Origin of the sequence: Halomonas sp. TP35 (assembly GCF_052375975.1) — a bacterium.
GTDB classification, from domain to species: domain Bacteria; phylum Pseudomonadota; class Gammaproteobacteria; order Pseudomonadales; family Halomonadaceae; genus Vreelandella; species Vreelandella citrativorans.
The window spans coordinates 30,017-45,498 of sequence record NZ_JBQSUZ010000013.1 but is presented as its reverse complement, the minus strand read 5'-3'; the positions used below and the strand labels follow the sequence as shown (position 1 = coordinate 45,498).

Genomic DNA, 15,482 nt, shown 5'->3' with positions numbered 1-15,482 from the left:
CCACTTTGCGGGCGACCGGTTTACGCTACCGCGGCTTCTGTTCACGTTGATGATGAGACTTCATGCTGACCTCGCTTCTGGATAACGACTTTTACAAAATCACGATGCAGAATGCCGTGATTAAACGCTTCCCGTATGCCCATGCGCGCTACGCTTTTATTAACCGTGGCGCGCATGCCTTTCCAGAAGGGTTCGGCGCTGCATTACGCCATGAAGTCGATAATATGGCGGCGCTTCGCTTAAACGACGAAGAGAAGCGCTATCTCGAAACAACCTGCCCTTATTTGGACCCCACGTATCTCGATTTTCTGGCCGGGTTTCGTTATGACCCCAGCGAGGTCATTATCGAGCAGCAGGGGGCGGACCTTTCGGTGGTGATTGAAGGCCCGTGGTATCGCACTATCCTTTGGGAAGTGCCGTTGATGGCGCTGATCAGTGAGCTTTGGTATCGGTTGCGTGGTATTACGATTACCCCTGAAGCGGATGCGATGATCGAGCAGAACGCCCAGGAAAAAATCGAGCTTTACCACCGCATGGGGCTCAAAATCGCTGAGTTTGGTACGCGTCGGCGTTTCTCATTTAATGTTCACGACCGTGTGGTGGGCGCGCTTCGCCATCACGGCGGCGAGTCGTTTACCGGTACCAGTAATGTGCTACTGGCGATGCGCCATGATGTGAAGCCGATTGGTACGCACGCCCACGAGTGGTTCATGTTCCACGGTGCCCGGTTTGGTTTCAAAATGGCCAACAGCCTGGCTCTTGAGCATTGGGTGGATGTGTACCGGGGCGACCTGGGCATTGCGTTAACCGATACGTTTACCTCGCAAGCCTTTTTCGACAGCTTCGATAAGAAGTTTGCCAAGCTGTTTGATGGCGTGCGCCACGATAGCGGCGACCCGATCGACTTTGCCTCACAAACCATCGCGCACTATGAGCGCTTGGGCATTGACCCGCTGAGCAAGACGATTATCTTTTCCGATGCGCTCACGCCGGAAAAAATCGAGCGCATTCATGCGTTCTGCAAAGACCGTATCGGCATGGCGTTTGGTATTGGCACCAACTTCACCAACGATGTGGGCGAAGAGCCCATGAACATGGTGATCAAGATGGTCGAGGCGCGCCCTGAAGGCCAAGGCTGGCTACCGGTCATCAAGCTTTCCGATGTGGCCGAAAAGAACACCGGCGACCCCGAAATGATCTCGCTGGCCAATCGAATACTCCTGGTTAACCACCCGCATTAAGCGAAGCGCACCTCCTTTTACCGAGGCAGTGCTACTCTTTCACCGCACGGTAGAGCGGTAGATAAAGGGCGTCTGCCAGGGCGGCGAAGCGAAGGGCGGGGGTAGCCGCTTCCTGGTGACCCTCGTTAAACAGCGCTTCAAGGTTGGGCCATTGGCGGGCGAGGTAGACGCTTTGCGCGACTTCGCCGGTTTGAAAGCGCCCACCTTCATAGGTGCTTGCCGCTGCGCTAAAGGCGTCGCTATCGGCGGTGCTGTCCACCGTTCCCTCTTTACTCAGCCAGGCAAACGCTGCCTGGGGGGCAAGTGGCAGCGGCAGGGTCATTCCCGCTTTCCAACACTGCACAATAGTTGCTAGATGGCCCTGGGCGGTATCCGCTGCTAGCGGCTCAAAGCGTGCATGGCCCGCCTTGGAGAGCAGCTGGGTGGTCATCGGTGAAACCGCATTGGCAGCCAGGTGGGCCACCCAAGGGCGCAGTAGATGCTGCCAACGGTACTGCCCACGGCCACACGCATTACTAATCAAGCTGTTGCTCACCAGCAGCAGGCGGCAACGCTTGCCGCTCTCATCCGTGCGCAGTTCGTTAATCCAGTCGTTGACCGAAAGTTCGTGCGCGTTAAATGCGACCGCTTGAGGGGCTTCCACTGCAATGGGCCACTCTTCGAGCACATCCCGGTAGGCATCAAACAGCGCTTGCATAGGCTCGGCTAGCGATTCGCTCATGCGCTCGCCAAAAGCGCCTACCGCTAGCACGCCCTGGCCCTTGATGCGCTCAAGCGCGGCAAACATGGCTGCTTCACGCGGCTCGCCGTTGTCTACCGCGTGGCGTTGAGCGGCAATCAGTTGGTCCTGCAACTGCCAGTGCTGCAGGCCGTTAAGCACAAACGGTTCCACGTCCAGCTGGGTCAGCACCTCCTGCTCAAAATACACGCCTAGGCGAGTGTTGAAGAATGCCTTGGCCGGTTCACGTAGGAAGCTGCCTAGCTGGGCAAGCGTCAGTGGAACGTCCTGGTTAAATTCGGCCAGGATGCTTTGTTGCTGATTGTTACTCTCTTGCGAGGCGAGCAGCGCGTGCTGTTCGTGGGCATCGCGCCATTCGTGTACATAGGTAAAGAGCCGGGCCTGGGAGGCTGAACTGCCGGGCTGGGCAAAGTAGCGATGGCTAAACGGTTGCAGCGGGTGCTCAGTGGTCAGCGCTTCAATCAGTGGCTCGTCGTCCTGGCGTTGGCTTACCCAGCCTGCGGCCAAGTGGTCGCGCAGTTGGCCGACCAGCACGGAAGGCGGCATGGGGTTGTTGTCGATCTGGCTGCGGCCCACCCAACTGATATAGAGCTGCTGGCGCGCCGACAGCAGCGCCTCCAGAAACAGATAGCGGTCATCCTCCCGGCGCGAGCGGTCGCCGGGGCGGTAGTCGCTGCCCATCAGGTCGAAATCCAGCGGCGGCTGGGAGCGTGGGTATTCGCCGTCGTTCATGCCCAGCAAACACACTCGCTTGAAGGGAATGGCGCGCATCGGCATTAACGTGGCGAAGTTGACCGCTCCGGCTAAAAAGCGCTGAGAAAGGCTGTGCTCATCAATTTGCGAGAGCCAGTGTTCACGCACCATGGAAAGCGGCAAATCGTCATTCAATTTGGCCTCTTCGGTGCTGTCGAACAACTGCTGAAGCGCGCCTTCCAGCTTGGTCAGCATCACGCTCTCTGCAGCGTCATCGGTAAGAAAGTAGGTTTCCAGCAGCTCGCGCAGTCGGATCACCCAGTTGGCGGCGGTGGTCGGCTGGCAAAAAACCTCCCACGTGCTTTCCAGCTTCTCAAGCAGTGTTGCCAGCGGCCCGGCAAGCGAGGCTTCAAGCCCGCCAATGTCATCAAACGGCTCGATACCCTGCCACGCATCCGCCACGCCCACGGTGTAGCCCAACAGCAAACGGCGCAGGCCAAACGCCCAGGTGTTCTGGCTTAAGCCCTGGGGCAAATCAAGCCGGGTGCGCTGCTGGGCGTTTAAGCCCCAGCGGATGCCCGCACCCTCAATCCAGCGGTTTAGTGTGGGCAAATCGCGCTCTTCAATGCCAAAGCGGGCGCGCAGGGCGGGCACGTCTAACAGGTCGAGCAGGTCGCTCACCGAGAGGCGCAGCTCCGGCAGGCGCAAGAGCTTTTCCAGCGCAATCATCAGCGGCAGGCGGTGGCGGCTGGCCTGGTCTGAAAGGGTGTAGGGAATATAGCGCGGGTCGTCGCGGCCAAGCGTGCGGTAGCTTGAGCGGTACTGACCAAACACCGCTTCGATATGCGGCGCGTAGCGGTCAATGTCCGGCACCATAACGATGATATCTCGCGGGCGCAGTTCAGGGTCGGCACTGAACGCGGCCAACAGCTGGTCGTGAAGGATCTCTACTTCACGCTGGGGGCCGTGAGCGATATGAAACACAATCGAGTCGTCGTGGGTTGCATCAACCGCAGGCCAGGTCGTTTGGGTTTCGGCCACCGGGCGCAGCTCGCGGATATCATCCTGTAGCTGGCTGAGCAGGCAGGAGTGCTCGGGCGTGCTGAACGGCTCGAACATATCAATACGCAGCGCTTGTTGCTCAAACAGGGTTTGGTAGTTGCCTGCATCGTCATGCTCATCCAGCAGGCGCAGATAGTCGCGCCCCTGCTTGCCCCAGGCTGCCAACAGCGGTTGGGCATGCAGATGCAGCGCGCTCTCTACATCGCCGTCGCCTAATACATCCAGCGCTTCAGGCATACCCGTTTTACGCTGTTGGCGGTAGCGGTTAGCGCGCAATAAATCCTTGTGTTCGATGATATCTGCCCAGTAAAACTGGCAGGGGTTATGCACGCACAGCACAATTTGGCAGCAGCGCGAAAGTGCGGCCAGGGCTTCCAGCGTTTGCTGGGGCAGCGATGAAATCCCAAAAATAATCAGCCGACGCGGCAACCCCGGCGGGCAAGCCTGGCCTTCCAGCTGTTCGGCAACCTCTAAAAAGCGGCTATGCACTTGGGCGCGGCTGCTGTTAAGCCCGGCCTCGCCCTGGGAGGCGGCAACATCATCGCGCAGGGCGCGCCATAGCTCTGGCTGCCAGCGCTGGTGCTCATCCAGCGGGCGCGCTTCGCCGCGTGCGGTAATGAGTACGTCCTCGCCCCGTGCCCAGGCATCAAGCCAGTCGGCGCGGTACACCTGGTATTGGTCGAATAAGTCCGCCAGACGCTCGGCCAACTGATAGTGCTTGCGCTGGTCGCGGTCAGTTTCCAAAAAGCGCGCCAATGGCGCAAACGCAGGCTGCTCAGCCAGGCTGGGCAGTAAACGCAGCAAGCGCCATACCAGGCGCGATTTATCAAACGGCGAAGTTTCAGGCACCGCCTGGGCGTCACCGGTAATATGCGTTAACACCGTGCGGTAGGCTTGCCATAAAAAGCGCGCAGGCAGGGTAACGTTCAGCGCCGCCGCAATACCCGCGCCGCCCTGTGCCGGATCTTCCGCCAGTGCCAGCTTCAGCCACTGCCCGATGCCATTGCTCTGCACCAGAATCGTCTCGTTCTCAAGCGGCCCTAACGGATGAAGGCGCATCCACTCAACCGCTAGCCCGCGCAGGTCTTCCAGGCGGTTGGCATGCACCACCATAAAACCCGGCGTAAGAGACGATGTATTGGCAAGCAATGAGGGTGACGACATGCGACGGTATTTCCTTCAAGGCAGTAGCGATAAGGCACAGTGCTTAAGACACAGTACTTAAGACAAGTACTATGGTGCCATAAGTTAAACGTCTTTAGTGGGTGCTATCGATAGGAACTTTTGCAGCTTATGGGTTATCATAAGTGATAACTTTAGGGGCTGTTTAATGCAATGGCAGATTGATTTCTATCCTGGTGTTGAAAGCGACATCCTTGGTATGCCGCCAAAAATTCAGGCCAGGATGCTTCGGTTGTTAGAAATGGTTGAGCAGCATGGGGCGAACTTGGGTCCGCCGCATACGGAAGCGATGGGAGACGGTCTCTTTGAGATAAGGGCAAAAGCCAAAGAGGGTATAGGGCGCTCCTTATTTTGTTACGTACAGGGCCAGCGGATAGTTGTTCTCCATGCCTTTGTTAAAAAGAGCCAAAAAACGCCTCGCCAAGCGTTAGCACTAGCCCGGTCCAGACAGCGTGAGGTACAGCCGTGATGAATTTAAAAGCATTGAAAGAACAGGCGCTCCAGAATTCTGAGGTTAACGCTGAGTACGAGCGATTGGCGCCTGAGTTTGAATTAGCCAACACGCTTATTTCCATGCGCCAGCGTGCAGGCCTTACTCAGGAAGAGCTGGCTCAGCGTTTACATACTCAGAAAAGCAATATCAGCCGGTTAGAACGTGGTGACAGTAATCCTGGCTGGAAAACACTGCAGCGTTATGCTCAAGCGTGTGGGTTTGATCTGTCTGTCCTGCCTCGACCCCATAAAGCAGCTGTTTAGCTTAAATAGATAACCATGTGTTTTTCATCTTCTCTTGCGCGCAAGCCAGGGTATCCCCAAGCTATGCAGATACTTTGAGCAAAGCCAAGAGGACTTACCAATGACCGATACACCAAACCATACTCGCCGCCATTCCGCCCCGGTGGTTGATGGCGTGGGTAAAGCCGCCAGCCGTGCCATGCTGCGCGCAGTAGGATTTAACGACGCTGATTTCAAAAAGCCCCAAGTGGGCGTGGCCTCTACCTGGAGCATGGTGACGCCGTGCAACAGCCACATTGGTGAGCTTGCCGAGCAGGCCCGCGAGGGTGCTGATGCCGCAGGCGGTAAAGGTGTGGTCTTCAACACCATCACCATTTCCGACGGTATTGCCAACGGCACCGAGGGCATGAAGTACTCGATGGTCTCGCGGGAGGTAATCGCGGATTCCATTGAGACCGTCGCGGGCTGCGAAGGTTTTGATGGCCTGGTGGCAATTGGCGGCTGCGACAAAAACATGCCGGGCTGCGTAATGGGGCTGGCGCGCTTGAATCGTCCCAGCGTGTTTGTATACGGCGGCACCATCATGCCGGGCAAAGGGCACACCGATATCGTCTCGGTGTTCGAGGCCATGGGCGCTCACTCGCGGGGCGATATGGATTTGATTGAGCTCAAGCAGATCGAGGAAACCGCGATTCCTGGTCCTGGTTCGTGTGGCGGTATGTACACTGCCAACACCATGGCATCGGCCATTGAAGCGCTGGGCATGAGCCTGCCGGGCAGCTCGGCACAAAACGCCATTTCCCAGGAAAAACGCGACGACTGTAAAGCGGCGGGCGAGGCGGTGCTTGAGCTGTTGGCGCGGGATATCAAACCTTCCGATATCATGACCCGTAAGGCATTTGAGAACGCGATTACCGTGGTGATCGCGTTAGGCGGCTCTACCAACGCGGTACTGCATCTTATCGGCATGGCGCGCACTATCGGTGTTGAACTGACGCTTTCCGACTTTACCGAGATTGGTAAACGCGTGCCGGTAGTGGCGGATCTCCGCCCCAGCGGCCACTACATGATGAGCGAGCTTGTGGCGCTTGGCGGTATTCAGCCGTTGATGAAAAACCTGCTGGAAGCTGGCCTTCTACACGGCGACTGCCTGACGGTAACCGGGCAAACACTGGCGGAAAACCTCGCAAACGTTGAGGCCTATCCGGATGACCAGAAAATCATCGCGCCGCTGGATAAACCGATTAAAACCGAAAGTCATCTGCGGATTCTTTACGGCAACTTGGCGCCGGAAGGTGCGGTCGCTAAAATTTCTGGCAAAGAAGGCACGCGATTCTCCGGCACGGCACGGGTGTTTGGTTCTGAAGAAGAAGCCCAGGCGCGCATCAATGATGGCACCGTGGTGGCAGGCGATGTCGTGGTTATTCGCTACGAAGGCCCCAAAGGCGGCCCCGGTATGCGCGAAATGCTCACGCCGACGTCGGCCATTATGGGTCGCGGCTTGGGCAACGACGTCGCGTTGATTACCGATGGCCGCTTTTCAGGCGGTAGCCACGGCTTTGTGGTCGGCCACGTATCACCGGAAGCCTTTGATGGTGGCCCGCTGGCGCTGGTGGAAAATGGTGATCTCATCACCATCGATGCCGAAGCGGATACTATTGAAGTGCAGCTAAGCGATGAAGAATTGGCAACCCGCCGTGCCGCGTGGCAACAGCCCGCACCGCGCTATACCCGCGGCGTGTTGGCCAAATATGCGCGGCTGGTAAGCTCAGCAAGCACCGGTGCCGTCACCGACCAAAGCGAGTAAGTGACGCTGGCGGCCTGGCCATTCGCGCCGGGCCGCCGTTACGGAATATGCCGGTATCCAATTTGTGGGCGTGTGATTGTACGTTTGCCGGATTAAGTAGCGCGTGGTAAGCGCCAGCGCACCCGCGGATGCAGCGCGAAGCGGTGCCGGCGTTAGGTGACACGGGCGGCTGGCGTCGCCTTCCGCGGGTGCCTTATTTGCTCGTTCCTCGCAAAACGTTACGCCGCGCTACGAGATATGCCTATATGCGGTTTGGTGGCGTGCGACGATACGTTTACCGAATTTTGTAGCGCGTGGTAAGCGCCAGCGCACCCGCGGATGCAGAGCGAAGCGGTGCCGAAGTTAGGTGGCCCGGCCCGGGCGGCTGGCGCCGCCTTCGCGGGTGCCTTATTTGCTCGTTCCTCGCAAAATGTTACCCGCGCTACGAGATATGCCGGTATTCAATTTGTGGGCGTGTGACTATACGTTTACCGGGTTTCGTAGCGCGTGGTAAGCGCCAGCGCACCCGCGGACGCAGCGCGAAGCGGTGCCGGGGTTAGGTGACGCGGCCCGGGCGGCTGGCGCCGCCTTCGCGGGTGCCTTATTTGCTCGTTCCTCGCAAAATGTTACCCGCGCTACGAGATATGCCGGTATTCAATTTGCGGGCGTGTGATTGTACGTTTACCGAATTAAGTAGCGCGTGGTAAGCGCCAGCGCACCCGCGGATGCAGCGCGAAGCGGTGCCGGCGTTAGGTGACGCAGTCCGGGCGGCTGGCGCCGCCATTCGCGGGTGCCTTATTTGCTCGTTCCTCGCAAAACGTTACGCCGCGCTACTGGGTATGCCGGTATTCAATTTGTGGGCGTGTGATTATACGTTTACCGAATTAAGTAGCGCGTGGTAAGCGCCATCGCACCCGCGGATGCAGCGCGGAGCGGTGCCGTAGTTAGGTGGCACGCCCCGGGCGACTTGTCATCACTGCGTAAAATGCAGCGGGTAGCCTAGGCACTTTCTATTACGCAAAAGAGCCTTCCGCTATGGCTGAAGAGAACAATTTACGCACGCGCGTCAGCGAAGTCTTTAGGGTTTTTCTATGGCTTGGCCTGACCTCCTTTGGTGGGCCGGTGGCGCATCTGGGCTATTTTCGGGCCGAGTTTGTGGAGCGCCGCCGTTGGCTTTCGGAGGCTGCCTATGCGGACCTGGTCGCGCTTTGCCAGTTTTTGCCAGGACCCGCCAGCAGCCAGGTGGGTTTTGCGCTTGGGCTAATGCGCGCGGGCCCTTGGGGAGCCGCGATGGCGTGGCTGGCCTTTACGCTGCCTTCGGCCATTGTGCTGGTACTATTTGCGTTTGGCGCAGCGGTACTGGATGGCCCGATTGTCAGCCGTATTGTTCATGGCTTGAAGATAGTCGCGGTAGCGATTGTGGCCCATGCAGTGTGGGGCATGGCGCGTAATCTGTGCCCGGATAAAACCCGCACGGGCATTGCGCTACTGGCCGTGTTTACGGTGTTGTTGGTCAGCGGGCCGCTAGGGCAGGTGGGCGCCATTGTGTTCGGTGGCTTGGCGGGGTTCCTGCTATGCCGTGAAGCCGTGACCGCCACGCAAAGCGAAACACTCCACTTTGCGGTGTCGCGCTCAGTTGGCGTTATCGCACTGGGGCTGTTCGCTGGGCTACTGATTGGGTTGCCGTTGCTTGCGGGGAGCGCCGTTTGGCTTGATATCGCGGATGCCTTTTATCGTTCAGGCGCGCTGGTATTTGGCGGTGGGCATGTGGTGCTGCCGCTATTACAAGCGGAAGTGGTGCAGTCAGGCTGGATAACGCCTGATGCGTTTTTAACCGGTTACGGAGCGGCACAGGCCGTGCCGGGGCCGCTGTTTACCTTTGCCGCCTATCTTGGGGCATTACTGCCCGGCGTTAATGGCCTTGTTGGGGCGATAGTGGCCTTGCTGGCCATCTTCATGCCGGGATTTTTACTGCTGGTGGGCGTGCTGCCATTCTGGAATCGCTTTCGCCAATGGGGAAGTGCTCAGGCGTTGATGCGTGGTGCCAATGCCGCAGTGGTGGGGATTCTGGGCGCTGCGCTTTACCAGCCGGTGTGGGCCAGCGCGATTATCGGACCGTATGAATTTGCCTTGGCGCTTAGCGGCTTTTTACTGCTTTCCGTGTGGAAGCTGCCTGCCTGGGCGGTGGTGGTTGTGATTGCACTGGGCGGTCTTTTGATACCGGTTCAGTAGATAATGAGCCAAGACCTTACAAAAACGCCTCGCTTAAGCGAGGCGTTCGTGATTTAAAGGGCTAATGGCTGCTCCTATGGCGCCTCCAGCTCTAACGTGCGGCGCAGAACATTGAGCTCGTCAATATTCAGGTGCTCCAGCCTGCCGGCGAGCAAGTCGCTAATCTTCTGTACTGGAAGCCCTGCCTGGCGGGCAATTTCCCGGCTTCCTAGATCTGATACTGCAATTAAACGCGTGATAATGCGCATTAGGCGCGTGCGTTTTTCTAATTCCCTGACATCGAGGTCAGGGCTGCTTCGCGGAGGATCCAGCGTTTCTGCGTGAGCAGTTGAGTATGCCGTACTCATGAGACTCCATCAGTCTGAAATGACAAGGACACAATGCCGCCAACGCAGGTGCATTTCAATATTTAATTTGATGAAAATTTCGCGACACTTGTGAACACCCGCTTGCGGCTTGGCTCTGGTAAACTATGTGCCTTATTTTAGCGTGCACGGCTGCTTCTGGCGTGCGGTACTTTATCGTTTTTTTATATGGCCACTGGCCGGGGAGAAATGGCATGTCGTCGAATAGCGCACCCAAAGTGGGCGTCATTATGGGGTCCAAATCGGATTGGCCGGTGATGGAGCATGCGGTGACGATGCTGGAGCGCTTAGGCGTTGCCTATGAAACGCGTGTGGTATCTGCCCACCGAACGCCTGACCTGTTGTTCGACTATGCGAAAAGTGCTGCTGAGCGCGGTTTACAGGTAATTGTGGCCGGTGCAGGCGGTGCCGCCCACCTGCCCGGTATGGTGGCCTCACAAACGCCGCTGCCGGTGCTGGGTGTGCCGGTTGAATCCAAAGCGCTTAAAGGCCTTGATTCACTGCTCTCGATTGCGCAGATGCCCGGTGGTATCGCCGTTGGTACGCTGGCGATTGGTAAGGCCGGTGCGACCAATGCGGGCCTGTTGGCCGCGCAGATTGTTGGCCTTCAGGACAACGCCGTGCGTAACGCGGTTGAGGCCTTCCGTGCAGAGCAGACTCAACTGGTACTGGATAACCCGGACCCGCGCCCCGCGCCGGATGCTGAGTAAAAGGAGCCCCCATGAACTCTGGTACGACAAACATCGGCGTTTTAGGCGCAGGCCAACTGGGACGTATGCTGGCGCTGGCGGGCTACCCGCTAGGCAATCGGTTTACGTTCCTGGATACTACGGGTAACCCAAGCGCGGGTATCGGCGAGGTCATTGTCGACCCGGATAATCAGCACTTGGCGGAGTTTCTCGCCAAGGTGGATGTCGTGACTTACGAGTTCGAGCATTTGCCGGTGACGCTTGTGCAGGAGATCGAGAAGCACAAGCCGGTGTATCCAAGTAGCCGAGCGATCGAGGTCTGCCAAAACCGGGTTGAAGAGAAAGCGCTGTTTGATCGCTTGAACATCCCGACGCCTGCTTACCGTGTGGTCGAGAGCGCAGAGCAGCTTGAAACCGCCGCCCGTGAACTTGGCTGCCCGGTCGTGGCAAAGTCCGTCACGGAAGGTTACGACGGTAAAGGTCAGGCGGTCCTAAAAGCCCCAGAAGAGGCGGCTGACGCTTGGAAAAGCATTGGCCATACGCAGTTGATCGTTGAAGCGTTTGTGGATTTTGTGCGCGAAGTGTCGATGATTGCTGTGCGCGGTCGCGATGGCGAGGTGGTTTTCTACCCCATGGCAGAGAACCAGCATGTAGGCGGCATTCTGCGTTACTCGGTGGCGCCGCTGCCGGACCTGGACGCCCAGGTGCAGCAAACGGCTGATACGTATATTCGTGCGCTGCTGGATGAGCTGGATTACGTGGGCGTGCTGGCGCTTGAACTCTTCCAAACCCGCGATGGCAGCCTGCTGGCTAACGAGATGGCGCCACGCGTGCATAACTCCGGTCATTGGACGATGGATGGTGCGGTTACCAGCCAGTTCGAGAACCATCTACGGGCGGTTCAAGGATTACCGCTTGGCAGCACAGCGGCCATTGCGCCCACCTGTATGGTTAATGTGATTGGCCAGGAAGGTGACAACGTGGCCATGCTCAAGCTTGCCAATACCCACCTGCACCGCTACGACAAGGCCGAGCGGGCAGGGCGCAAGCTGGCCCACGTTAACGTGGTGGCCGCTACCCACGCTGAACTGCTGGAAAAGGTGCGCGCCTGCCAAGCACTGATACCCGATGCCCCGGCGGTTGAGTGGAGTTTTGAGCGCTCATTATAGATAAGCGTTAATAAGTTACTGAAAAGGCGCCCCACGATGTGAGGCGCCTTTTTTAATTCCGGTTTTAAGCTCTTTTTTAAGACCGTTTTAAGCTCTGTTTAAAGTCCCGCGAACCAGCTTGGACGCTTACCAACCCAGCACAATACGCCCGCTCAGCAGTAGCCACAGCGCGATTAACGCAAAGTGCCCAGGGTACCAGGCCAGCCACAGCCTGCGTGGCATGGCAAACGTTACCGCAGGAACGCGCTGAGCCAGGCCAGCAGCCAGTATCAGCACCACGACACAGGTTCCCACGGTAAACGATTTTGCCATATCCGAGGCGTTCATTTGTCCGGCAACCCAGAGTACGGGAAAGGCGGCCAAGCCTGCCCAAAGTCGCGCCTGAAAATGGGTGCCCGCTTGGCTAAGTGAATGCATGGCAAACATGAATAGTGGAATCAACAGCAGACCGTTGTGGCCGTACTCCACCCAGAAACCGAGCAGGTACCACACCGTGACGCCCACCGCTGTGCCCAACAGCAGCCAACCAAACCCCAGTGTTTGCTGTTGGTAGTGCTGCCAGCCTTGGCGCGCCAGTGTGCCCAAGGCCAGGCCACTGGCCAGCGTAAAGCAGACGTTAAAAATCAACGCATCCGATGCGCGTGGCATCATCATGTAAGGGAGTTGAGCTACCAGCCCGATAACCAGAATACGCCGTGAATAGCGCAGTGGGTTACGGGTATTAAATAGCCCGTGCCAAGCGACCATGGCGGCAAACAGCGGAAAGGCAATCCGGCCAATAGAGGAGCCTGCCCAGCTAAAATCCCCAGGCAATACATAGCGGGTAAGGTGGTCTACCGTCATGGTAATGAGCGCGAGCCACTGGCCCCAGCCTGTCCAGTAGGAAGACGGGCGTCGGTTGATGTCTGGTGTGGCGCTGAGAGTTGCTGCCATAAAACCTCCCTGTTTTTATGACTAAATTACGGTGATAGCGAAATGACGTTTCATCGCTATATGGGTTATATCGGCTATATCGGCTATATCGGCTATATCGGCTGTATGAGCTATATCGGCTATATAAACGTAGTGAATAATACAGAGACTCTCACATGCTGACCTGGTTCATTCCAAGGGGCAGCGTGCTTGTTAATGGCCTGCGTACCTGGTTTTTAAGGCGCTGATGAAAGGAGAAAAAAGGCAAGGGCGTAAATAAATCACCCCGGCAAAGGCCGGGGTGATGGGGAGGTCACTACGCTATGTGATTACTCTTCGCCAAAGTAGCGAGCGTGAATCTCATCGTAGGTGCCGTTTTCTTGAAGCGTTGCGAGTGCTTCGTTGAATTTTTCAGCAAGCGCTTCATCACGCTGGCGGAACGCGATACCAAAGCCGTCACCAAAGTACTCTTTAGGCTCAGTGATTTTTTCGCCCACAATGGTGTAGTCAGCGTCTTCGTTTTCAACCAGCGTTGACTGGCCGATCGGGAAATCGAGGAAGACGATATCCAGACGCTGTGCGTCCATATCCAGCACCATATCATCGGCGGTGGAGTAGCGGCTGATATCGGCTACGCTGCTGTAGTTGTCAGTGACGTAGTTGTCCTGGAGCGTACCGCGTTGAACGCCGATGGTCAGGCCTTCAAGGGTTTCTTCATTGGCTTCGTCGATATCCAGGTCGCTTGCGGCAAACCAGGCAGACGGCATGGTGATGTAGGGGTCAGAGAACAGCACCTGCTGGCGACGCTCATCGTTGATGGTCATGGAGGACATGACGGCGTCGTAGTTGCGTGACAGAAGGCCCGGAATAATGCCGTCCCACTCCTGCTCGATCCACTCGCAGGTCACGCCGATTTCTTCACACATGGCGTTGCCCAGCTCGATATCAAAACCGGTCAGGTCGCCTTCAGGGGTGCGGAATTCCATCGGGACATAAGGTACATCAACGCCAATACGCACCTGATCATAATCACGTGCCTGGGCGGAAGAGGCCGCAGCAACAGCCAAACCAATTAAAGAAACTGATAGCAACTTTTTCATTATTTAACTCCGTTGTTAAAGAGGTCCACCCGAGGTGATCCTCTTTAACGTAACCCAGGTTGGGGTCGGCGGAAAGAGGAAAACACCCTGTGAACCAACGTTTGTTTGACGTTCGCTAGTAATCGAGCCGTTTACGGGGTTTGTGGCTTTAAGTGCGCAAGTAATTTCTTCTCTAAAAAGCGGAAGAAAAACAGAATGGCAAAGGTTAAGCACAGATAGATAGCCGCGACAAACAGGAAGGGCTCAAACGGCGTATAGAACCGTGAATAGACATAGCGAGCTGCCCCGGTCAGATCCATTAAGGTGACCACGCTGGCTATCGCGCTGGCATGCAGCATGAAAATCACTTCATTGCCGTAAGCGGGCAGGGCACGGCGAAATGCGCTGGGAATAATGATCCGTCGCATCATCAGGCTTTGTGACATGCCGTAAGCGCGGGCCGCTTCAATTTCGCCTTTAGAGGTTGCTTTGATAGCCCCTCGGAAAATCTCTGTTGTGTAAGCAGCTGTGTTAAGAGTGAAAGCGATCAGTGCAGGATAGAAGGCCTCACGAAAGATTGGCCACAAAAAGCTTTCCTGAATGCCGTCAAAAAACACCACGCCATAGTAAATAATGTACAGCTGAATCAGCAGCGGCGTGCCACGAAACACGTAGGTATAGGCATACACGGGCAGGCTGATCCATTTACGTCGTGAGCTGCGCATAATGGCAAGCGGCACTGCTAGCACCAGCCCGATCACCAGCGACAAAAACACCAGCTGTGTGGTGGTGACAAGCCCTGTCCAGTAGTAGCCCATTGTGGTGGGGGTGAAGATCAGGTTGCCGGACAAAAGGTCATTAAACCATGCGGAAATATCTAGCATGTCACTGCTCTCCAAAGCCGATGTCGTAGCGCTTTTGTAACCGGGCAAAAACCCACTCGGAGACGCTGGCAATCAACAGGTAGGCAACGGCGACGGGGATTAAAAACACAAACGGCTCGTGAGTCGCCCGGGAGGCTTCAGCGGCCACGCGGACCATATCGGTCAGGCCGATCACCGAGACGAGCGCGGTGGTTTTCAGCAGCACCATCCAGTTATTGGAGAGCCCGGGCAGCGCATGGCGCATCATTTGCGGAAAACGAATGCGGCGAAATACCAGTGCGCTGCTCATCCCGTAGGCTTTGCCTGCCTCAATTTGACCGTTATCGACTGCCATAAAGGCACCTCGGAAGGTCTCGCCCATATAAGCACCAAAAATAAAGCCAATGGTCAATACGCCAGCGGCAAAGGCGTTGAAATTAATATAAATATCAATGTCGTAGCTGTAGTAAAGAATATCACTAATCGCGTTGACACCGATTTGACCGCCGTAAAACAGCAGCATCATCAAGACAAGGTCAGGCACGCCGCGAATCAGCGTCGTGTAGACAGTTGCCGTGCCGTGCAATAGCCAGTGACGCGACATCTTGGCTGTGGCAGTTAGCAGGCCTAGCGCGATGGCTAACAGTAGCGATAAAACCGCTAGTTGAACGGTGACCCCGGCACCTTCGATTAAACGGGGGCCGTACCCTTGCAAATCCAGCATGGTCGCCTCGC

The 15,482-nt window shown here is 56.8% G+C and carries 13 protein-coding genes; 7 read left to right on the top strand and 6 right to left on the bottom strand.

Features of this window, described 5'->3' with window-relative positions:
* Positions 1–62 precede the first annotated feature (62 nt).
* Positions 63–1,241: a nicotinate phosphoribosyltransferase gene (gene pncB / locus ACT3RU_RS14000; RefSeq protein WP_192528190.1), complete on the top strand. Its 1,179-nt coding sequence runs from the start codon at positions 63–65 to the stop codon at positions 1,239–1,241.
* A gap of 31 nt (positions 1,242–1,272) precedes the next feature.
* On the opposite strand, the gene recC is transcribed toward pncB, so the two are convergent.
* Positions 1,273–4,899: an exodeoxyribonuclease V subunit gamma gene (gene recC, locus ACT3RU_RS13995; RefSeq protein ID WP_483392759.1), complete on the bottom strand. Its 3,627-nt coding sequence runs from the start codon at positions 4,897–4,899 to the stop codon at positions 1,273–1,275.
* 166 nt (positions 4,900–5,065) lie between these two features.
* Here recC and ACT3RU_RS13990 point away from each other — a divergent pair, with 166 nt between their 5' ends.
* From ACT3RU_RS13990 to chrA, 4 genes are all read left to right on the top strand, one after another.
* Positions 5,066–5,386, top strand: a complete 321-nt coding sequence (locus tag ACT3RU_RS13990; protein ID WP_192528192.1) for a type II toxin-antitoxin system RelE/ParE family toxin — start codon at positions 5,066–5,068, stop codon at positions 5,384–5,386.
* On the top strand, positions 5,386–5,673 hold the full coding sequence (locus tag ACT3RU_RS13985) for a helix-turn-helix domain-containing protein (protein WP_172116060.1): 288 nt from the start codon (positions 5,386–5,388) through the stop codon (positions 5,671–5,673). The genes ACT3RU_RS13990 and ACT3RU_RS13985 overlap by 1 nt, the downstream gene beginning before the upstream one ends.
* 100 nt (positions 5,674–5,773) lie before the next feature.
* A complete protein-coding gene (ilvD, locus tag ACT3RU_RS13980) occupies positions 5,774–7,459 on the top strand; it encodes a dihydroxy-acid dehydratase (protein WP_192528193.1) in 1,686 nt (561 codons plus the stop codon).
* A 1,014-nt stretch (positions 7,460–8,473) separates the two neighbouring features.
* The gene (gene chrA, locus ACT3RU_RS13975; RefSeq protein ID WP_192528194.1) at positions 8,474–9,670 is read left to right on the top strand and encodes a chromate efflux transporter; all 1,197 of its coding nucleotides are present in this window, start codon (positions 8,474–8,476) and stop codon (positions 9,668–9,670) included.
* A 74-nt stretch (positions 9,671–9,744) separates the two neighbouring features.
* Here chrA and ACT3RU_RS13970 read toward each other — a convergent pair whose 3' ends face one another.
* Complete coding sequence (locus ACT3RU_RS13970) at positions 9,745–10,017, bottom strand: XRE family transcriptional regulator (RefSeq protein WP_018918645.1); 273 nt, start codon at positions 10,015–10,017, stop codon at positions 9,745–9,747.
* Positions 10,018–10,229: 212 nt separating this feature from the next.
* On the opposite strand from ACT3RU_RS13970, the gene purE reads away from it, so the two are divergent.
* Together purE and ACT3RU_RS13960 are read left to right on the top strand one after the other, a co-directional pair.
* Entirely contained in the window at positions 10,230–10,745 is a 516-nt protein-coding gene (purE, locus tag ACT3RU_RS13965; RefSeq protein WP_172116063.1) for a 5-(carboxyamino)imidazole ribonucleotide mutase, read from the top strand.
* Between the two features lie 11 nt (positions 10,746–10,756).
* The gene (locus ACT3RU_RS13960) at positions 10,757–11,893 is read left to right on the top strand and encodes a 5-(carboxyamino)imidazole ribonucleotide synthase (RefSeq protein WP_192528195.1); all 1,137 of its coding nucleotides are present in this window, start codon (positions 10,757–10,759) and stop codon (positions 11,891–11,893) included.
* Between the two features lie 126 nt (positions 11,894–12,019).
* On the opposite strand, the gene ACT3RU_RS13955 is transcribed toward ACT3RU_RS13960, so the two are convergent.
* The 4 genes from ACT3RU_RS13955 to ACT3RU_RS13940 all read right to left on the bottom strand — a co-directional run bounded on the left by ACT3RU_RS13955 (position 12,020) and on the right by ACT3RU_RS13940 (position 15,471).
* Entirely contained in the window at positions 12,020–12,826 is an 807-nt protein-coding gene (locus ACT3RU_RS13955; RefSeq protein WP_192528196.1) for a TraX family protein, read from the bottom strand.
* A 308-nt stretch (positions 12,827–13,134) separates the two neighbouring features.
* On the bottom strand, positions 13,135–13,905 hold the full coding sequence (locus tag ACT3RU_RS13950) for a transporter substrate-binding domain-containing protein (RefSeq protein WP_192528197.1): 771 nt from the start codon (positions 13,903–13,905) through the stop codon (positions 13,135–13,137).
* Positions 13,906–14,036: 131 nt separating this feature from the next.
* Entirely contained in the window at positions 14,037–14,768 is a 732-nt protein-coding gene (locus ACT3RU_RS13945) for an ABC transporter permease (protein WP_192528198.1), read from the bottom strand.
* Position 14,769: 1 nt separating this feature from the next.
* Positions 14,770–15,471, bottom strand: coding sequence for an ABC transporter permease (locus tag ACT3RU_RS13940; protein WP_192528199.1), 702 nt, complete (start codon positions 15,469–15,471; stop codon positions 14,770–14,772).
* Positions 15,472–15,482 lie beyond the last annotated feature (11 nt).